This window comes from Ruegeria sp. BF8 (assembly GCF_056538625.1).
This window is the reverse complement of the sequence record NZ_JBQFTL010000002.1, coordinates 436,651-455,294: the sequence shown is the minus strand read 5'-3', so window position 1 is coordinate 455,294 and position 18,644 is coordinate 436,651. Positions and strand designations below refer to the sequence as shown.

The 18,644-nt window shown below is 61.9% G+C and carries 16 protein-coding genes; 5 read left to right on the top strand and 11 right to left on the bottom strand.

Going from position 1 to position 18,644, the window contains the following annotated elements; translation table 11 throughout:
* The first annotated feature begins 1 nt into the window (after window position 1).
* From ACR0LD_RS09805 to ACR0LD_RS09795, 3 genes are read left to right on the top strand one after another with little or no spacing between them, the layout of a single operon-like run.
* The gene (locus ACR0LD_RS09805; RefSeq protein ID WP_170460224.1) at window positions 2-688 is read left to right on the top strand and encodes a TetR/AcrR family transcriptional regulator; all 687 of its coding nucleotides are present in this window, start codon (window positions 2-4) and stop codon (window positions 686-688) included.
* On the top strand, window positions 675-1,979 hold the full coding sequence (locus ACR0LD_RS09800) for an NAD(P)/FAD-dependent oxidoreductase (protein WP_480636670.1): 1,305 nt from the start codon (window positions 675-677) through the stop codon (window positions 1,977-1,979). The genes ACR0LD_RS09805 and ACR0LD_RS09800 overlap by 14 nt, the downstream gene beginning before the upstream one ends.
* 54 nt (window positions 1,980-2,033) lie before the next feature.
* Entirely contained in the window at window positions 2,034-2,765 is a 732-nt protein-coding gene (locus ACR0LD_RS09795; protein ID WP_480636669.1) for a hypothetical protein, read from the top strand.
* On the opposite strand, the gene ACR0LD_RS09790 is transcribed toward ACR0LD_RS09795, so the two are convergent.
* Window positions 2,753-6,181 carry an indolepyruvate ferredoxin oxidoreductase family protein gene (locus ACR0LD_RS09790; protein ID WP_480636667.1) on the bottom strand — a complete coding sequence of 1,143 codons (3,429 nt, stop codon included), beginning with the start codon at window positions 6,179-6,181 and terminating at the stop codon, window positions 2,753-2,755. The two genes, ACR0LD_RS09795 and ACR0LD_RS09790, sit on opposite strands and share 13 nt — an antisense overlap.
* A gap of 139 nt (window positions 6,182-6,320) precedes the next feature.
* On the opposite strand from ACR0LD_RS09790, the gene ACR0LD_RS09785 reads away from it, so the two are divergent.
* Window positions 6,321-6,782, top strand: coding sequence for an Lrp/AsnC family transcriptional regulator (locus tag ACR0LD_RS09785; protein WP_244952314.1), 462 nt, complete (start codon window positions 6,321-6,323; stop codon window positions 6,780-6,782).
* Here the strand turns inward: ACR0LD_RS09785 and ACR0LD_RS09780 are convergent, their stop codons facing one another.
* A complete protein-coding gene (locus tag ACR0LD_RS09780; protein WP_093964572.1) occupies window positions 6,783-7,175 on the bottom strand; it encodes a DUF3307 domain-containing protein in 393 nt (130 codons plus the stop codon).
* Window positions 7,176-7,390: 215 nt separating this feature from the next.
* On the opposite strand from ACR0LD_RS09780, the gene ACR0LD_RS09775 reads away from it, so the two are divergent.
* Window positions 7,391-10,387: a cyclic nucleotide-binding domain-containing protein gene (locus ACR0LD_RS09775; RefSeq protein ID WP_170366023.1), complete on the top strand. Its 2,997-nt coding sequence runs from the start codon at window positions 7,391-7,393 to the stop codon at window positions 10,385-10,387.
* A gap of 5 nt (window positions 10,388-10,392) precedes the next feature.
* Here the strand turns inward: ACR0LD_RS09775 and ACR0LD_RS09770 are convergent, their stop codons facing one another.
* The 9 genes from ACR0LD_RS09770 to ACR0LD_RS09730 form a co-directional block, all read right to left on the bottom strand.
* Window positions 10,393-10,680 carry an ArsR/SmtB family transcription factor gene (locus tag ACR0LD_RS09770; protein ID WP_170340532.1) on the bottom strand — a complete coding sequence of 96 codons (288 nt, stop codon included), beginning with the start codon at window positions 10,678-10,680 and terminating at the stop codon, window positions 10,393-10,395.
* Between the two features lie 115 nt (window positions 10,681-10,795).
* Entirely contained in the window at window positions 10,796-12,028 is a 1,233-nt protein-coding gene (locus ACR0LD_RS09765; RefSeq protein WP_480636665.1) for a mandelate racemase/muconate lactonizing enzyme family protein, read from the bottom strand.
* Window positions 12,029-12,059: 31 nt separating this feature from the next.
* On the bottom strand, window positions 12,060-13,154 hold the full coding sequence (locus ACR0LD_RS09760; RefSeq protein ID WP_170365317.1) for a Zn-dependent alcohol dehydrogenase: 1,095 nt from the start codon (window positions 13,152-13,154) through the stop codon (window positions 12,060-12,062).
* An 80-nt stretch (window positions 13,155-13,234) separates the two neighbouring features.
* Window positions 13,235-14,434: a TCR/Tet family MFS transporter gene (locus tag ACR0LD_RS09755; RefSeq protein WP_480636663.1), complete on the bottom strand. Its 1,200-nt coding sequence runs from the start codon at window positions 14,432-14,434 to the stop codon at window positions 13,235-13,237.
* A 124-nt stretch (window positions 14,435-14,558) separates the two neighbouring features.
* Window positions 14,559-15,272, bottom strand: coding sequence for an alpha/beta fold hydrolase (locus tag ACR0LD_RS09750; RefSeq protein ID WP_170357068.1), 714 nt, complete (start codon window positions 15,270-15,272; stop codon window positions 14,559-14,561).
* A gap of 11 nt (window positions 15,273-15,283) precedes the next feature.
* Window positions 15,284-16,072, bottom strand: a complete 789-nt coding sequence (gene pcaD, locus ACR0LD_RS09745; protein ID WP_170357069.1) for a 3-oxoadipate enol-lactonase — start codon at window positions 16,070-16,072, stop codon at window positions 15,284-15,286.
* Between the two features lie 73 nt (window positions 16,073-16,145).
* Window positions 16,146-17,120 (bottom strand): threonine ammonia-lyase, encoded by a 975-nt coding sequence (locus ACR0LD_RS09740; RefSeq protein WP_480636661.1) that lies wholly within the window; start codon window positions 17,118-17,120, stop codon window positions 16,146-16,148.
* Window positions 17,117-17,944 (bottom strand): alpha/beta fold hydrolase, encoded by an 828-nt coding sequence (locus ACR0LD_RS09735; RefSeq protein ID WP_480636659.1) that lies wholly within the window; start codon window positions 17,942-17,944, stop codon window positions 17,117-17,119. Before ACR0LD_RS09735 ends, ACR0LD_RS09740 begins: the two co-directional genes overlap by 4 nt.
* Window positions 17,944-18,630 carry a haloacid dehalogenase type II gene (locus tag ACR0LD_RS09730; protein ID WP_170390854.1) on the bottom strand — a complete coding sequence of 229 codons (687 nt, stop codon included), beginning with the start codon at window positions 18,628-18,630 and terminating at the stop codon, window positions 17,944-17,946. Before ACR0LD_RS09730 ends, ACR0LD_RS09735 begins: the two co-directional genes overlap by 1 nt.
* Window positions 18,631-18,644: the final 14 nt, after the last annotated feature.

Here is an 18,644-nt window from a genome sequence, read left to right as displayed (position 1 = left end):
TATGAACAGCAAACCCATCCTGCATCGTGACGACCCCAAGGCCGAGCCTCTGGTCGGCAACGTCAAGGTCACGCGCGACGACTGGCTGAACGTGGCGATGGACGTGCTGATCTCGGACGGGGTCGAGCAGGTCAAGGTGCTGAACCTGGCCGAGCGCATGGCGGTGTCGCGGTCCTCGTTCTACTGGTACTTCAAATCCCGGCAGCACCTGCTGGACGCGCTGCTGGATCGCTGGCAGGCCACCAACACCGCCGCCCTGATCGCGCAGGCCGAAGCGCCGGCCGAGACCATCACCGCTGCCGTCTGCAACGTGCATCGCTGCGTGGTCAACACCGCCCTGTTCGACACGGCGCTGGACTTTGCCGTGCGCGACTGGGCGCGGCGGTCGGGCAAGGTGCGGCGGATGCTGGACCAGTCCGATGCCCGCCGCTTGGCCGCGCTGCGGGCCATGTTCGCCCGCCATGGCTATGAGGCGGTCGAGGCCGAGACCCGCGCGCGCGTGCTGTATTACATGCAGATCGGCTATGATCTGGCGCAGTTGAACGAGCCGCTGGCCACGCGCCTGTCTCTGGTGCCGCACTACCTGTACGTCTTTACCGGGGTCGAACCGCGGCCCGAGGAAATCGAGGAATTCAGCGCCTATGCCAAGCGCTGTTGGGAGGGAGGATCAAGCCATGAGCCAGCCTGACGCAATCATCATCGGAACCGGCGTGATCGGCGCGGCCATCGCGTTCGAGATGGCCAAGGGCGGCTGGAAGACCCTGTCGCTGGACCGCAACGCGCAGGTGGGGCACGGCTCGACCGCCGGGTCCTGCGCGATCATCCGGATGCATTACTCCACCTTCGACGGCACAGCCTTTGCGTGGGAGGGCTACCATTACTGGCGCGACTGGGCCGACTATCTTGGCCTGCCCGATGGGGCCGATCTGGCGCAGTTCCGCGAGACGGGCTGCCTTGTCATGAAAACCGAGGCCAACGGCCACCTGTCAAGGCACATGAAATACAGTGCCGAGTTGGATTGCCCGTTTGAGGAATGGTCGGCCGAACAGTTACTCGACCGCCTGCCGATCTATTCTCTGGACAGTTTTGCCCCGGCCAAACGGATGGACGATCCAGCCTTTGGTCAGCCCAATGGCAGCAGGATGCAGGGGGCGGTGTTCTGGCCCAAGGCCGGTTATGTCACAGACCCGGCCCTGTCCGCGCAGAACCTGATGCAAGCGGCCACGCAGCGCGGCGCGCAGGTGCGGACCGGGGCCGAGGTCGTCGAAATTCTGCAGGATGGTGGCAGAGTCAAAGGCGTCAGGCTGGCCTCGGGCGAAGAGATTTACGCGCCGGTGGTGATCAACGTGGCCGGACCGGGATCGTCGATCATCAACCGCATGGCGGGTGTGCTGGACGACATGACCATCGAAACCCGCCCGCTGCGGCAGGAGGTGGTCCACGTTCCCGCGCCGGAAGGGTTCGATTTCGAGCGTCAGGGAACCATCGTATCGGACGGCGATATCGCCTGCTACTGCCGGCCGGAACATGGCAACCATATCCTGATCGGCTCGGAAGACCCGGACTGCGACCCGCATCAGTGGTGCCAGGACGATGTGCACTACAACCACGACTTCACCGACCAGTGGACGACGCAGGCTATGCGATACGCGCAGCGCGTTCCCAGCCTGGGCATCCCGTCCAGAACGCGGGGAGTGGTCGATCTGTACGACGCCTCGACCGACTGGATTCCGATCTATGACAAGTCCAGCCTGCCCGGGTTTTACATGGCCTGCGGCACCAGCGGGAACCAGTACAAGAACGCACCGATTGCGGGCAAGATGATGGCCACGCTGGTCGAGTATTGCGAGGGCGGGGCGGATCACGACGCACAGCCCCTGCAATTCGAGCTGCCCCATATCCAACGCAGCATCGACGTCGGCTTCTATTCTCGCAGGCGCCCGATCAACGCCGAAAGCAGTTTTTCGGTCCTTGGCTAGCCAAGCCGGACAAATGCGCTAGCTCTCGGGAAACACTGAGAAAGGGCGGGCGCGATGGCGGAGAATGACACCAAAGTTCTGATCTTGGGAAGTGCGCCCGCAGCGCTGGCGGCACGGGAATGGGCGCGTGGGCCGTTCACTCACATCGTGGTCATCAACAACGCCTGGCGCATCCGCGAAGATTGGGATTTCCTGATCCATCCCGAGGATTTTCCGGCCGAGAACCGTCCCGACTGTCTGACAGCGACACAGCGCATCGTGACGGCGCAGGATTATGTCCCGATCCAGAACGCGTATGGCGGTTTCGTCTATGCCGGAGGCACCATGGCCTTTACCGCCGGGTACTGGGCGCTGGGCGCTCTCAAACCATCGGTGATTGCCTTCTTTGGCTGCGACATGATCTATCCGCGCTCGGGCAATACCCATTTCTACGGCCAGGGAACGGCCGATCCCTTGCGTGCCGACGTCACCCTGCGTTCGCTCGAGGCGAAATCGGCACGGCTGGCGCTGCTGGCGGCGCGTCAGGATTGCAACGTGGTGCGGTTGTCCGTTGGACCCAGCCGGCTGGTCTATCCGTCCGTCTCTCATACCGAAAAGATCCCCGAGGCCCGGCCGCGCACTGAACACGTCGATGCTCTGCTGCAGGCCGAGTACGAGGCAGGCTACATGGTGCCATCCGGCCGGTATTGGGAGGTCGAAGACCGGTTCAATCCAGCCGTTGTCGACCGGCTGGATGCGGCTTGGCTTGCGGCCTACAAAGCCTCGGCGCTGGATCAGGCGGCCTGAGCGCGCGGCGCGCGCAACAAGTCATCGACCTTTCGTCTGGCGGTCTCGGCCGCTTGTATCCGAACCGGGCCGTAACCGCGGATCTCGTCAGCGCAGGACAGGATGCTTTGCCACGTTTCGGTATCCCGATCCCCGTACTCTGCCACAAGGCGGTCCAACAGCCCCTGGTACCAATTCAGCAGATCGCGGTGCAGGCGCGCTTCGGCATGATAGCCAAACGGATTGAGAGCTGTTCCGCGCAGTGCCCGCATCTTTGACAGGCCCCGCAGAACCGGCTGCATCCAAGGTCCGAACGCCTTTTTCAGCGGTCGGCCCCGGGCATCCGTTTTGCGGCTCAGCAGGGGCGGAGCCATGTGGAAGCGGACCGCAAAATCGCCCTCGAACTGGTTGGCCAGATCCTTTGCGAAATGGTCCGAAGTCATCAGCCGCGCGACTTCGAACTCATCTTTGTAGGACATCAAGCGGAACAGGTTGCGAGCGACGCTGCGCAGCAGGGTCTCGTCAGCCTGTGGCAGCGCCGAACGGAGGGCGGCGACCCGATCGGCATAGGCCTGCGCGTATTTCGCGTTTTGATACTCGGTCAGGTAGGCGGTGCGGCGCGCAATCATCTGATCCAGAGTTTCTTCCGAACCAACGTCGTCGGAAGGCAGCGCCAGAACGTCCGGACGAACCGCCATGTTGCGCCCGATTGCAAAAGCCAGACGGTTCTTCTCGACAGCGACGCCGTTCAGCAGAATCGCCTGACCCAGCGCGACTTGCGATACCGGCACAAGACCGTGCTGCCACGCAAAACCCAGCATGATCACATTGGCAAACACGGCATCACCCAGCAGGGTTTCCGCCACCGCGTTGGCGTCGAAACCGAACAGGTTTTCCGCCCCGACCACGTTCTGAATGGCCTGTTCACGGGCATTTACCTGCAACTGAGCGTCGCGGCGCAGAACAATATCGCCGGTCGGCATTTCCGCCCGGTTCAGGACCACGCGCGTACCCTTGCGGTAATGCGCCGAGGCTTTGGGGGCTGAACTGACGACGACGTCGCAACCAATCACCGCATCGGCCGCGCCCTGATCAATGCGGACCTGGTTCAATGCGTTTGGAGTGTCTCCCAAACGGATATAGCTGAGAACGGTTCCGAATTTCTGTGCAAAGCCTGTGAAATCCAGGACCGAGGCGCCTTTCCCCTCGAGATGGGCCGCCATCGTGATCAGCGCCCCCACCGTTACCACACCCGTGCCGCCCACGCCGGTAACCAGCAGCTCGAACGGTTTGTCCAGGCGGGGCAGGGCAGGGTCGGGCAGCCCGTCCTCGAGTGTTGCCAGTTCCAGCTTTGCCATGCGTTTGCGGCGTTCGCCGCCTTCGATGGTCACGAAGCTGGGGCAGAATCCGTTGAGGCACGAGAAATCCTTGTTGCACGAGCTCAAATTGATCTTGCGCTTGCGGCCCAGCGGGGTTTCGCGCGGCTCGACGCTCAAACAGTTGGACTCGACCGAGCAGTCGCCGCAGCCCTCGCAGACCAGATCGTTGATCCAGACGAACCGCTTGGGGTCCTCCATCGTGCCGCGCTTGCGGCGGCGGCGCTTTTCGGTGGCGCAGGTCTGTTCATAGATCAGAACGGTCACGCCCGGGATCTCGCGCAACTCGCGTTGCAAGGTGTCCAGTTCGGCGCGGTCGTGGAACGTGGTTTCCGACGGGAAATCCGCGTGGTGGAACTTCGAGATGTCGTCCGAGACGACGGCGATCCGTTCCACGCCCTCGGCGCGGCAGGTCTGGGCGATGCCGGCGACGCTGACCGGGCCGTCCACCGGCTGGCCACCGGTCATGGCCACGGCGTCATTGTAGAGGATCTTGTAGGTGATGTTGGTCCCGGCCGCGACCGCCTGCCGAATCGCCAGCGAGCCCGAGTGATACCAGGTGCCCTCGCCGAGGTTCTGGAAGATGTGCTTGCCGCCGTTGAACTTGGACGCCACCACATGCGGCACGCCTTCGCCGCCCATCTGGGCATAGCCGACGGTGTGGCGATCCATCCACGAGGCCATGACGTGGCAGCCGATGCCACTGGCCGCGATCGAGCCGTCGGGCACTTTGGTCGAGGTGTTGTGCGGGCAGCCCGAGCAGAAATAGGGCGTGCGGGTCGCGCCCGGCACATTGATCAGTTGCGGCGGCTGGTCCGTCAGCGCCTTGGCCTTGGCGGGCAGGTCCTCTTCGGGGAAAAACCGGTGCAGGCGGTCGGCCACGATGGGCACCAGCATCAGCGGGCTGAGTTCACCCGTCCAGGGGATCAGCGGCTCGCCGTGGCTGTCGTATTTGCCCACCATCTTGTGCGGCTTGTCGCCGGGCCAGTCATAGAAATATTCCTTGAACTGGCTTTCGATGATGCCGCGCTTTTCTTCGACCACCAGCACCTCGGCCTTGCCCTTCACGAAGCGCAGCGCGTTGCGCCGCGCCAGTGGCCAGACCATGCCGACCTTGTAGATGTCGATGCCCAGACGGCGGCAGGCGGCCTCGTCCAGTCCCAGCAGGCGCAACGCCTCCATCAGGTCAAGATGGGCCTTTCCGGTGGTGACAAAGCCGAACTTGGCGTTGTCGATGTCATAGATGCGCCGGTCGATCGGATTGGCCTCGGCAAAGGCGCGGACCGCGCGCAGCTTGTGCTGGATGCGGGTCTCGATCTCGGGCGAGGGCAGGTCGGCGGCGCGAACATGCAACCCGCCGGGGGGCAGCTCGATCTCGGGCAGGATGTACTGTCGGTCGGGGCGCAGCTCGACCGAGCGGGCGCTTTCGACGGTTTCCGAGATCGCCTTGAACCCGACCCAGGTGCCGGAAAACCGCGACAGTGCAAAGCCGTATTCGCCGAATTCCAGATACTCCTCGACCGAGGCGGGGTTCAGCGTGGGCATGAACCATGCCATGAAGGCCACGTCGGACTGGTGCGGCATCGAGGAGCTGACGCAGCCATGGTCGTCGCCGGCCACGACCAGCACGCCGCCCTTAGGCGCCGAGCCATAGGCATTGCCGTGCTTCAGCGCATCGCCCGAGCGGTCGACGCCCGGCCCCTTGCCATACCACATCGAGAAGATGCCTTCGAATTCGCACTGCGGGTCCAGCGTCGCCTGCTGCGCTCCCAGAACGGCGGTTGCGCCCAAATCTTCGTTCACTGCGGGCATAAACGTAATGCGGTCGGATTTCAGCCGTTCGCGCGCGCGCCACAGCTCCAGGTCCAGCCCGCCCAAGGGCGAGCCGCGATAGCCCGAGACGAACCCGCCCGTGTTCAGCCCGGCATCGCGGTCGCGCCGCGCCTGATCCATCAGAATGCGCGCCAGCGCCTGCGTGCCGGTCAGGAACACGCGACCCTCGGTCTGTTCGTACCGGTCTGTGAGTTGATAAGTGCGAAGAGTGCTGTCGTGGCGGCTCATGGCTTGGACCTGGATTGGCTTTGAGATTGAACAACTGTAGTTCGGTATTTGCGAAATGTTGTGCCAATGGGTCCGCAAGCTTGATATCATTTCGAAAAAATTTGCCGATAAACGCTAAGAAGACGAAAAGGTTTACCAAATGATGCAGCTGGACGACAGAGATCGCCGGATTCTGACCCTGCTACAAAGGGACAGCCGCGTGTCGAATGCGGACCTAGCCGACGCGGTCGGTATGTCGACCTCGGCCCTTTGGAGACGGGTGCGCGCATTGGAAGAGGCCGGGATCATTGAACGCTACGGCGCAGTTGTGAACCCGGTCGCGCTGGGGTTGGGGTTCGAGGCGATCGTACATGTGCATCTGACGCGGCATGATCCCGACAAGATCGTGGAGTTCATCCGGGCAATCGAAACCTGCAAGGAAGTTCAGGAATGTTTCGCAACGACCGGTCAAGCAGACTATCACCTGCGAGTGCAGTGTCCCGATCTTGCCGCCTACAACGTCTTTTTGGAGAGGTTTCTGTTTCGTTTGCCGGCCGTGGCAAGTGCGCAGACGAATGTGGTACTGCGCGCGGTCAAACGCAATCGTTCGGTCGAGTTCTGACTAGCGCGCGACGAATTCAACCCAGGCCCAGGCCATCGCGATGTAAGTGAGGTTGTGAAGGCATTGATCCAGACCGGCGGCCCGCCAAAAGGCGGCCTGATCAGGTTGCAATTGTTTCTTGTCGGAATAGCTGGCTTTGGCGAAATCGATATTGAAATGCACGATCCACTCAAGCGCACCGATGATCAGAATGAACGAAAGCGGCGCGCCGAATATCAGGAAAACCACGACTGAGCCCACAACATGCACCGCGGCATGCTGTGCGCGCCCGACATGCAGGTACTCCCCCCGCCCAGACAGCATCTTGGGCGTTTGAAGGTAGAAATCGGCAAACATGTGTTTGATCTGCAGTGCACACAGCAGAAGCAACACAGTGCCAAGTGTAGCAGGCAATAACTACCCTCCCGATATCGTCCTGACCTTCAGACTAAGGGCTATGAGACAGGATCGCAAATGAACTAGTTCACACAAGTCGAAATAGTTTTCGCCTTGGAAACCATTTGCCTATCCAAGCGCGATTGCAGTACCGTCGTGCTGCTTTGACCGCGGCAGGATCGCTGCAAAACAGTTTCGGGTCACCAGTAGGGGCAGGGGCCATAGAACGTTCAATTTTTGGATTTATTTGGAAGTATTCCAAGCGTGATCAGCTTGTTCTGCTGGCCGTGACGGCAACTTTGTTCCCGCTGCTGTACCTGACGCTTGAATTGCCCAAACGCATCATCAACGACGCAATCGGCGCCTCCAGCGAGATCGTGGATGTCTGGGGATACAGTCTGTCGCAGACGACGTTTCTGGTAATTTTGTGCTTCGCCTTTTTGGCGGCGGTGTTGGCGCATGGTTTGATGAAGATGCGCATCAACACGATGAAAGGCGTTCTCAGCGAACGAATGCTGCGCCGGTTCAGATACCAGTTGATCAATCGCGCACTGTTGTTTCCTCAACCCTATTTCGAGCGCGTCAGTCAGGGCGAACTGGTCTCGATGATCACCGCCGAAAGCGAGCCGATGGGCGGGCTGATGGGCGATGCGATCAGCCAGCCTGTCCTTCAGGCGGGGCAGATGCTGACAATCCTGTCCTTTCTATTCCTGCAAAGCGTCTGGTTCGGATTGGCTGCTGTCGCGCTGATCCCATTGCAGGCCTGGCTGATCCCGCGATTGCAGCGCCAGATCAACCTGTTGAACAAGCGCCGGATCCAAGAGGTGCGCGTACTGGCGGCTCAGATCGGCGAGAATGCAGCAGGCGCGGCAACCCTGCGGCAGAACGGCGGCTGGCGCCACCGCCGAGCGCTGATTTCAGATCAACTGTCCCGGCTGTTCAGCATCCGGTTCGAGATCTACCAGAAAAAATTCTTCATGAAGTTCATCAACAACTTCATCTCTCAATTGACTCCGTTCCTATTCTACCTGGTCGGTGGTTTGCTGGTTCTGCAGGGGTCAGTTTCGCTCGGTGCTCTCGTGGCCGCGCTCGCTGCCTACAAGGACCTCAGCTCGCCCTGGAAGGAACTGCTGACCTATTACAACCAGACACAGGACATGTCTCTGCGCTGGGAGGTGGTCATCGAACGGTTCGCCCCGAGCGGCATGCTGGATGAAACCCTGTTCGAAGGCGAGCCCGACAGCCGACCGCACCTGAATGGCCCGATCGAGTTGGAGCAGGTCTCGGTGCGTGATCTGGATGGCAATCAGGTTCTGGATGATCTGAACCTGACCTTCCCTGCCGGCAAGACCATAGGGATCGCGGCCCCCAGCGAAGAGGACCGCCGGGCCCTGGCGGATCTATTGACCCGGGAGATCCTGCCAAGTTCGGGCCGGGTCGAAATCGGGGGTGTTAACCTGTCCTCGCTGCACCAGGCCGTCGTGGCGGCCCGGATCGGTCATGCCACATCGCGACCGGTGATGTTCCAGGGAACCGTTGGCGGCAACGTGATGATGCCGATGCAGCTCAGGCCTCTGACCGCTCCACCGGAGGACGCGGACCACCTTGAAACGCTGCGTGCGGGCAACAGCCCCGATCCCTTCCGGGCCACTTGGCTGGACCCTTCCCTGGCCGGGTTCGAAACGGCCGAGCAGCTGCGCGATTGGTGGCTGAAGCTGATCGACGGACTGGGCTCCGGGCCCACCTTGTTCCAACGCGGGGCCGAGTTGGGTTTCGATCCTGAAAAACACCCCGACCTTGCTGCCAAGCTGATCGAGCTGCGGCCCTTAGTGCAGGACGCCGTCAAAAAGGCCGGTCTGGAGTCGCAAGCCCTGATTTTCGACCGCATGACGTACAACGCTGCGCTGCCCGTTGCCGAAAACCTGCTGTTTGCTGTGCCACGCGTGCAGGTGACGCAAGAGTTGCTGGCCCGGCAGACCGTTTTCCTGGGGCAGTTGCGCGAGTTGGGTCTGGATGAAACACTGGTCGGCCTGACACGTGACGTGATCGAAATGCTGCGTCAGATCTTTGGTCTGGACGGGACGGATCACCCGTTGTTCCGCAAGCTGGGTCTCGAGGCCGCCACCTACGAAGCCGCTGTCGACCTGGTAGAGAGGACCCGGGAAACCGGCGCATCGGGGTTGGACGATGATCAGTTGGCCAGCCTGCTGGCCGTGCCTTTCGTGATCTCGGCCGAACAGATTGGGCCGGCCTTTTCCGAAGAGCTCAAGAACCGCATCCTCGAACTGCGGCACAGCCATTCCGACAAGTTGATGGAGCGCCTGAACGACGTGTTCGAGCCGCTGGACCCGGCCACCTTTGCGCCCGGATTGACGGTTATGGAGAATGCGCTGTTCGGCAAGGTCAGCCAGATCGGGGGCGCGCGGTCGGACGAGGTTCGGAAAGTGATCGCAGACGTGCTGACCGAAAACGGAGCCCGTCCGCTGGTGGTTGAGCTGATCTACGATGTACCGGTCGCGCTGGGCGGGCAGAACCTGCCGGCCGCGCTGGCCGAGCCTTTGGCCTTTACCCGCGCGACGATCAAGAAGCCGGATATCCTTATACTGGAAAACGCGCTGGCGAGCTATGGCATGGACACGCAGGTGGCTGTGTTCAGAAACCTGCGTGAGCTGCTTCCGGACGCCACGATCATCTACCTGAACGAACAGTTCAAGAACCCCGGCGCTTTCGACATGTTTGTCGAGATCCGACAGGGGCGCGTAGTGTCCGATCAGGTTCCGTCGGATGTTGAAGGTGACAGTGCAGCCTCGGCGGACCTCACGCGAAAGCTGCGTGCCCTGGAACAGACACCGCTGTTTTCGGGGCTGGATCGTCGCCAGCTTCGACTGCTGGCTTTTGGTGCGCGCTGGTACGAGGCAAAGGCCGGCGAAGTCGTGTTCCTCAAGGATGACCAGCCGACCGATGGTGCCTACATGATCATCGACGGCGAAGCTGGCCTGTACCTGCCGCAGCCGCCCGAGGAGGATCGGCTGGTGACCCGCGTCGGCAGCGGCACCCTGGTGGGCGAACTGGGCCTGATCCGCAAAGAGCCCCGTGCACTCAGCATGGTGGCCGAAACCGATCTGACCTGCCTGCGTATCGGCGAGGAAGAGTTCCTGGCCGTGGTAGAAAACGATGCTGCGACCGCGTTCAAGCTGTTGCAGGTGATCGCTGGCTATGTATCACGCTGACAGGTTCAGGCCTGCGGGCTACAGAACAGGGAATGCATCAACTCGATCACCTGCTTGGCTTTGCCGTCGCGCAGCGAATAGTAGATCGTCTTGCCCTCTCGGCGGGTTGAAACCAGGCCTTCGGTTCGCAGACGCGCCAGCATCTGGCTGACAGCGGCCTGGCGCAATTTGAGCAAGGCTTCAAGCTCGCCCACCGAGCGTTCTCCAGCCGCGAGATGGCACAGGATCATCAAGCGGCCCTGATGCGCCAGCGTCTTGAGGAATGCCGCAGCTTGCGCGGCGCTTTCCTCCATTTCCGAGGGCAATTCGGATTGTGGGGTCGTCAATTCGGCGTCAGTGAAAGTCACGTGGTACCTTGGGGATGGAAATAAGGGGTAGACGCAGTATGCACCAACTTGTCTGAAATTGTCATCCCTCGGTTGCCGGGGCCCCGCCCTGAAACGCATTGCCGTTGACATAGTCGCAGGGGTCTTCCTGCATCTGCAGGTGCAGACCGTCGCCGGAATAGGGGTGGGCACGGGCCAGTTCCTCGTCGACCTCGATGCCCAGGCCGGGGGCGGAAGGCGGCTCGACAAAGCCGTTCTCGACCCGGATCGAGCCCTTGATCAGCCGGTCATGAAACGGCGTTTCGATGGTCTCGAGCAGCAGCAGGTTCGGGATCGAGGCCGCGAGATGGATGTTCGCGGCCCATTCCACCGGCCCGGCATAAAGATGCGGCGCCATCTGCGCGTTGAAGACCTCGGCCATGGCGGCGACCTTCTTCATCTCCCAGATCCCACCGGCCCGGCCCAGGGCGGGCTGCAGGATCTCGGCCGCGCCGGCGCGCAAAACCGCGCCGAACTCGGCCTTGGTCGTCATCCGCTCGCCCGTGGCCACGGGGATGCGGACACTGCGGGCGACGCGCGCCATGTCCTCGATCATGTCCGGGGGGGTGGGTTCTTCGAACCACAGCGGCGAGTAGGGCTCGATTGCCTGCCCAAGACGGATGGCGCCTGCAGTGTTGAACTGGCCATGGGTGCCGAACAGCAGGTCGGCCTTGTCGCCCACGGCGTCACGGATCGCCTTGCAAAAGGCCACCGACATCGAGATGTCGGACATGGCCGGCATATGCCCGCCGCGCATCGTGTAGGGGCCGGCGGGGTCGAACTTGACCGCGGTGAAGCCGCGCCGGACCATTTCGGCGGCGCTTTCCCCGGCCTGTTCGGGCGAGGTCCAGAAATCGGTCAGATTGTGTTCCGGCAGCGGGTACAGATAGGTGTAGGCACGGATGCGGTCGTTCATCCGGCCGCCGATCAGAGCGTATACCGGGCGGTTCCGGTCCTTGCCCAGAATGTCCCAACACGCAATTTCCAGCCCCGAGAAGGCGCCCATCACCGTCAGGTCGGGGCGCTGGGTGAAGCCGCTGGAATAGGCGCGACGGAACATAAGCTCGATATTCTCGGGGTTTTCGCCGGCCATGTGGCGGTCGAAGACGTCACGGATGACGTGTTTCATCGCCTCGGGACCGACCGAGGAGGCATAACACTCGCCCCAGCCCGTGATGCCGGTATCGGTGGTGACTTTCACCAGAATCCAATAGCGCCCGCCCCAGCCCGGCGCGGGCGGAGCGGTCACGATGATGTCGAGATCCTGCAGTTTCATCCGGTCTCCTCCCGCCGGTGGTCCGGGGCCGTCAGCCCCGGTCGAATACGATCACGTTGCGCTTGGCCGAACCGGTCTTGGTGTCCTCGATGGCCTCGTTGATCTGTTCCAGCGTCCAGCGACCCGAGATCAGCTCGTCCAGCTTCAGACGTCCCTGTTCATACAGATCGATCATCCACGGAATATCGCGCTGGATCACCACGTCGCCCATCTTCGACCCGACCATGCCCTGACCCAGGGCCGCCAGAATGACCGGCTCATAGCTGGATTGCGCGCCGGAATGCGGCATGCCGATCATCACCGCCTTGCCACCGCGACCCAGATAGCGGGGCGCCTGATCATAGGCGGGGATCGCACCGACGGTGATCAGAACCGCATCGGCCCCGCGACCGCCAAGGGCCTTGTAGGCTGCTCTCCACGGTTCTTTCAGCGTGGCCAGAACCCCATGCGTGGCGCCGAATTCCTTGGCGATTTCCAGCTTTTCCTCGGTCATGTCGACGGCCACGATCCTCCGGGCCCCGGCCAGCCGCGCGCCCTGGATGGCGTTCAGGCCCACACCGCCCGCGCCGATGACCACGACATCCTGACCCGGGCGCAACTGCGCGGCGTTGACCGCCGCCCCCACGCCGGTGATCACCCCGCAGGACAGCAGGCTGGCCACGTCCTTGGGCATCGCGTCGGGTATCTTGACGATCTGGCGGTGGCTGATCACGACCTTTTCGGCAAAGGCGCCACAGGCCATCGCCTGTTCCAGCGGCCCGCCATCCGCGGTGCGCAGCGGGCCCTTGACTGTGTCATAGGGCGTTTCGCAGATCACCGGCTTGCCGCTGGCGCAGGACGGGCAGGACCCGCAGGCGCGGATCAGGGTCACCACGACCGCATCGCCAACCTTGAATCCTCCGCTGGCTTCTCCGACGGCCGAGATCACACCGGCGGCCTCGTGCCCGTAGACGGCGGGCAGAAACCCGCCCCAAGCGCCGCTGGCATAGGTGATGTCAGAATGGCAGATCGCCACCGCATCCAACGTGACTTCGACCTCGCCCATGCCGGGCGGCGCGATCTGGATGTCTTCGATGACAAGCGGTTCGTTGAAGGCGCGGCATACGGCGGCTTTGATGGTCTGCATGGATCCCTCGTTTGGTTTGGGCCACGGTGACGCGGGAATCTGCGGTCCGCAAGGCTGAAACCGTCATTCCCGTGTCGTTGTTACGTTTCGCTGGGATGTGCGCGCAGAAACAGGACGAATCCGGCCAGCATCAGCAGCAATGCCAACAGGAACGGGGCCCCTGGAAGGTAGAATGCTGCATCAACGCGCGCGAATTGGGCGAAAACGGTGGTCATCACCAACGGGGAGATCACCATCGACAGCGCGTGGAGCGCGGCCAGAACCCCCTGAAGCTCTCCCTGCTGCGAATCCGGGGTTGCACGTGACATCTGTGCCTGAAGGGCCGGCGTCACGACGGCGCCCAGTGCGGTGATCGGAATCAGCATCAACGCAATTGTGCCGTTTGTGAGAAAACCCAGGGCCAGAAAGCTGACGATCTCGAAGATCATGCCCCAAACGATCGTGGTCCGCTCTCCCAAGTGGCGGGTAGCGGGGCGGATCAAGCCGCCCTGAACTGCCGCCATGCCCAATCCGTAGACCGCGAGTGACAACCCGATCATCTGCGGTGACCAACCGAAACGCTCGTTCGTGAAGTATGACCAGATGGCGGGATAGACGTAGATCGATACCGAGTACAAAAAGTATACCCATAGCAACGGTCGGATGCCGGGCAGGGCGGCGATGGCACGTAATGCGCTGTCAGGACGCGCGCGGTGCCAGCGGAATCCGCGGCGGTTCTTGTCGGTCACCGTCTCAGGCATGACCGCGAGGCCCAGCAGGAAATTCGCAAATGACAATCCGGCAGCCGCCCAGAACGGGGCGCGGGTTCCGTATTCGCTCAGCAATCCGCCCATCAAAGGGCCGAGGACGAAACCCACACCAAAAGCTGCTCCGATGAGACCGAAATTGGCGGCCTTTTCATGAGGTTTCGAAACGTCCGCCATAAAGGCCGCTGCGGTAGAGTGGGTGGCCGCGGTGATGCCACCCACGATGCGGCCGATCAGCAGCAGCCAGATGCTGCCGGCCATGGCCATGACCACGTAGTCCAAGCTCATGACAAACAGGGAAACCAGTAAGACCGCGCGGCGTCCGTAAGCATCCGACAGGTTGCCCAGCACCGGACCGAACAGGAATTGCATCGCGGCAAAGGCCGTGCTGAGGATCCCGCCCCAGATGGCTGCCGATGCCAGAGAGCCGCCCTGAACCTCGACGATCAGCTGAGGCATGATCGGCATGACCAGTCCGATGCCCATGGCATCGATCATAACAGTGCCGAGGACGAACAGAAAAGGAAGACGCATGAAACCGCACGAATGACTTATTTTGCAGGACCTTAGTCGTCAGCCTGTCGTGTTGTAACCCGGTCTTTTGTGATCGAGGCGAAAATCTCGACTGACGGTACGTCAGCTTTGACCCGGCCGGATCTCAGACGCGGGTAGCGATTGCGTCCAATTGGCGGGCCAGATCCGCCGGATGCGAGAAGAATGGAGAATGGGAGCTGTCGATCGTCAGGCGCAATTCGGGCGGCGCGCAATGGCTCATCTCTTCCTGGTATTCAGTTGGAATCGTCCGGTCATCCATGGTGAGGATATAGGCCTTGGGAATTCCGTCAAAACGCTCGCTCAGAACCAACGGCGTGTCCTGCGGGCGGATCGCCTGCGGGCACAGGCGGGCCAGGGCATAGGTGACAACGTCGGCCGGACAGTCGTGGTAGAAGAGGGATTGCACCCGGTCCGGCAACACGCTGTAGGACAGTCCGTCTGCCGATTTCTCGACCGCATCGCCAATCAGCTGCCTTGGTGCACGCCGGCGCATTTCTATCATCGACAGCCCGGGGACCGGCACGTAGGCGCAGACATAGATCAGGGCCCGCATCCGGTCTGGGGCGAATTCGGCGGCCGCACTGATCGGGTAGCCGCCCCAGGAGTGGCCGACAAGGATCGTTTGCGGGGTCGTGGCATTCAAAACCGCATCTCGACATGTCTCGAGCGTGACCTCGGATACTGGGGTCGGGTCCGATCCATGGCTGGGCAGGTCGATCGCACGGACCGAATGCCCCAGATTCTCAAGTTCCGGTATCAGATCGCGCCAGCACCATGCGCCGTGGCAAGACCCGTGAACAAGAAGAAATTCCGCCACCGTGACCTCCTTCAGATATGTCCGGTTTCTCGCAGAAAAGCGTTCAGCAGCTCGGCGTAGACCTCGGGCCGCTCGACGCAGGGCAGGTGCCCGGCCTTGCGGATCAGCTCGAACCGGGAGCCGGGGATCAGGTCGACGGTTTCGCGCACCAGATCGGGAGGGGTCGAGCCATCTTCCGAGCCCGCAATTCCCAGCGTCGGCAGTCTGAGCCCGCTGGTTGGCGTATAGAAATCCGTGCCGGAGATGGCGGAACAGCAGCCCAGATACCCCTGCACCGGTTGGCGTACCATCATATTGCGCCATAGCTCGACATCGGGGGTATCCCGAAATGCTTTCGAAAACCAGCGCTCCATGGTTGCGTCGGCCAGCGCCTCGATCCCACCTGCACGAACGGCGGCCATCCGATCGGCCCACATAGAGGGCGTCCCGATTTTGGCGGCCGTGTTTGACAGGACCATCGCCCGGATCTGATCCATCCGCTTGACGGCCAGTCCCTGCGCGATCATTCCGCCGATCGACAGGCCGACGAAGACGCAATCCCGCACCTCGAGAAAGTCCAGAAGCCGCTCGGCATCGCGCACCAGACTTCCCATCGAATAGGGACCATCCGGTTGCGAAGACAGGCCGTGCCCCCGTTTGTCATAGCGGATGATGCGCAGACCTTTGGGAAGCAGAGGTAGCACGGGGTCCCACAAGCGCATGTCGGTGCCCAACGAATTGGCAAAAACCAAAGGTGGACCATCCGGGTCACCGTCCAGGCGATAGTGAATCTGAACATCTCCGAAATCAGCGATGTGCATCTGGTCAGCCTTTTCTGCTGCGATCATTCCGACAGTTTACGCCGCGATTTATTGCATCTGTCCTAACCCGTTGTCAGGTAAGGAATTCCAACGCGCGGGCAAAGACCTGCGGATCGACATTCCCGCCCGATGCCACGACGATAACGGCGTCGCCCTGGATCTCGTTCTTGCGGAACAACGCCGACGCCAACGAGACTGCCCCGCCCGGTTCCAGAACGACCTTGAGGCGCAGGAACGCCAAGGCCATGGCGCGGAGAGCCTCGTCTTCCGATACCGCCAATCCCGGTCCGCAGAGGCGACGGACGATCGGAAAGGTAATATCACCGGGCCGCGGTGTCAGGATCGCGTCGCAGATATTGCCTGCGGCTGCGTTGTTGGTCTGAACGGACCCCGAGGCCAGGGATCTTTTGACATCGTCGAATCCTTCGGGTTCGCAGGGGCGCGCCCTGAGACCCGGCGCATGTTTTTCCAGGGCAAGTGCCACGCCTGAGGTCAGTCCACCGCCACCACAGCATACCAGAACATCGGCGTCGGTCACACCGAGATCGCGCGCCTGCCGCGCCACCTCGAGGCCGACGGTGCCCTGACCGGCGATCACCTGCGGTTCGTCATACGGGCGGATCAACGTAAGACCGCGCTCCCGGGACAACGCCTCGCCGATCTCTTCGCGGCTTTCATTGGCGCGATCATATAGGATGACCTCGGCGCCCAACGCGCGAGTGTTTTTGATTTTCAGAGCCGGTGCGTCGGATGGCATGATGATGACGGACTGAACACCATGAAGCGTAGCGGCATGCGCCACGCCCTGCGCATGGTTGCCTGATGAATACGCGATCACCCCGCGTTTGCGAGCCTCGGAATCCAGGGCGGAAATCGCAGACCACGCGCCGCGAAACTTGAAGCTTCCAGTGTGTTGAAGACACTCGGGCTTGACCAGAACGCTCCGCCCGGCAAGGTCGTCCAGAAACGGCGATGTGAGGATCGGGGTTTCGCGCGCGTGCCCTTGCAGGCGCACGGCAGCGGCTTCGATCAGGTCAATTGTGCTCATATCAAATCCAGTACTTTGCGAATGACGGTAATGGACTGCGGTTCGTCCAGAAATGGAACATGGCCCCGGTCGGGCACTTCAGCCGAAATCAGCCCCGCGTGACGCCGGTGCATCTCTGCAAGGGTCTCGGCGCTCAGCAAGTCCGAGTTCGCTCCACGGATCACTCCGGTGGGAAGCGGGTTCAGGGCTTCGAACAATGGCCACAAATCAGCGCGCGGGCCCGCTGCAATCTGTTCTTTCAACGCGGTTCTCAATGCGGGGTCATAGCGCAACCGTAGGCCGGTGCCGGTTTCTTCGTATTGGAATTCGGCCTGCCTTCTCCAGGTTTCAATCGATACGCCCGGAAACTGCGGGTCCATTGCCTGTTTCAGCGCAAAAGCGGTCTGTTCCAGCGTTGTTGCGGCAGGAGCCTTGCCGACATAATCCATAATGCGCCCGATGGCCGACGGTTCGATTTCGGGGCCCACATCATTCAGAATGACGGCACTCAGACGTTCGGGGCGAATTGCGGCGAGGGTCATGGCAATCAACCCGCCACGCGAGGTGCCAAGGATGCTGACCCGATCTAGCTTGAGGTGATCCAGCAACTCGATCACGTCCTGTGCCTCGCGCGGAACGGAATAGTTGCGATAATCCGGATCAAAATCCGAGTCGCCGCGCCCCCGATAGTCCATCGTAATGACACGCAGTCCGTTGGCGTGCGGCGCGAAGAAGGAAAAATCCCGGCTGTTTCTGGTCAGGCCGGCAAGGCACAGCAGTGGCTTGCCGCTGCCTGTATCTTCGTAGGCCAGGCGCAGACCGTCAGACGTCGTGAATTGTGGCATCAAACGCCTGCCAGTTCCGGAATCGAGGTCAGGTCGGAGAGGACATGCGCCGGGGTCCACGGCAATCGGTCCATCGGCTCGCCGGCGCGGTTGACCCAGGCCGTAACGAACCCGTATCCGCTGGCTCCGGCGGCGTCCCAACCATTCGAGCTGACGAACAGAACGTTCGATCGTTCGCACCCGAAACGGTCGCACACAAGATCATAGACCCGTGCATGCGGTTTGAAGACGCCGACGCTTTCGACTGACAGAATGTCGTCCAATACGCCGCCGATACCCGCAGATCTGACCGCGCCTTCCAGCATGGGCGGCGATCCGTTGGACAGGATCGCGGTCTGCATCCCGCCATCCTTGAGCGCCTTCAGCATGGCGGGAACCTCGGGATAGGCCTGCAGTTCCCAATACAGGTCCAGCAGTCTCTGCCGCAGCGCTGGGTCCCTCTGCAAGCCTGTCGCCTCGAGCGCCCAGTCCAGGCCATCCTGCGTTACGTCCCAGAAATCGGCATGTGCGTCCGCCACAGCACGCAGCCACGTGTATTGCAGCTGCTTCAACCGCCAGTGGTTGGCCAGTTCAGGCCACTTGTCACGCAGCGCATCCTGGCCCGGTTCGGCGGCCGCCTGACGTGCGGCTGCGGCCACGTCGAAAAGGGTTCCATACGCATCGAAAACGCAGGTTGTGATCGCCATCTGCCTCTCCCCAT

Excerpts from the sequence above, each read along its gene's own strand:
- ACR0LD_RS09790 (WP_480636667.1), bottom strand. The coding sequence starts at position 6,181 with ATGAGCCGCCACGACAGCACTCTTCGCACTTATCAACTCACAGACCGG.
- ACR0LD_RS09770 (WP_170340532.1), bottom strand. The coding sequence starts at position 10,680 with ATGGAGGAAAGCGCCGCGCAAGCTGCGGCATTCCTCAAGACGCTGGCG.
- ACR0LD_RS09785 (WP_244952314.1), top strand. The coding sequence starts at position 6,321 with ATGATGCAGCTGGACGACAGAGATCGCCGGATTCTGACCCTGCTACAA.
- ACR0LD_RS09795 (WP_480636669.1), top strand. The coding sequence starts at position 2,034 with ATGGCGGAGAATGACACCAAAGTTCTGATCTTGGGAAGTGCGCCCGCA.
- ACR0LD_RS09740 (WP_480636661.1), bottom strand. The coding sequence starts at position 17,120 with ATGAGCACAATTGACCTGATCGAAGCCGCTGCCGTGCGCCTGCAAGGG.
- ACR0LD_RS09730 (WP_170390854.1), bottom strand. The coding sequence starts at position 18,630 with ATGGCGATCACAACCTGCGTTTTCGATGCGTATGGAACCCTTTTCGAC.
- ACR0LD_RS09765 (WP_480636665.1), bottom strand. The coding sequence starts at position 12,028 with ATGAAACTGCAGGATCTCGACATCATCGTGACCGCTCCGCCCGCGCCG.
- ACR0LD_RS09800 (WP_480636670.1), top strand. The coding sequence starts at position 675 with ATGAGCCAGCCTGACGCAATCATCATCGGAACCGGCGTGATCGGCGCG.
- pcaD (WP_170357069.1), bottom strand. The coding sequence starts at position 16,072 with ATGCACATCGCTGATTTCGGAGATGTTCAGATTCACTATCGCCTGGAC.
- ACR0LD_RS09755 (WP_480636663.1), bottom strand. The coding sequence starts at position 14,434 with ATGCGTCTTCCTTTTCTGTTCGTCCTCGGCACTGTTATGATCGATGCC.
- ACR0LD_RS09735 (WP_480636659.1), bottom strand. The coding sequence starts at position 17,944 with ATGCCACAATTCACGACGTCTGACGGTCTGCGCCTGGCCTACGAAGAT.
- ACR0LD_RS09805 (WP_170460224.1), top strand. The coding sequence starts at position 2 with ATGAACAGCAAACCCATCCTGCATCGTGACGACCCCAAGGCCGAGCCT.
- ACR0LD_RS09760 (WP_170365317.1), bottom strand. The coding sequence starts at position 13,154 with ATGCAGACCATCAAAGCCGCCGTATGCCGCGCCTTCAACGAACCGCTT.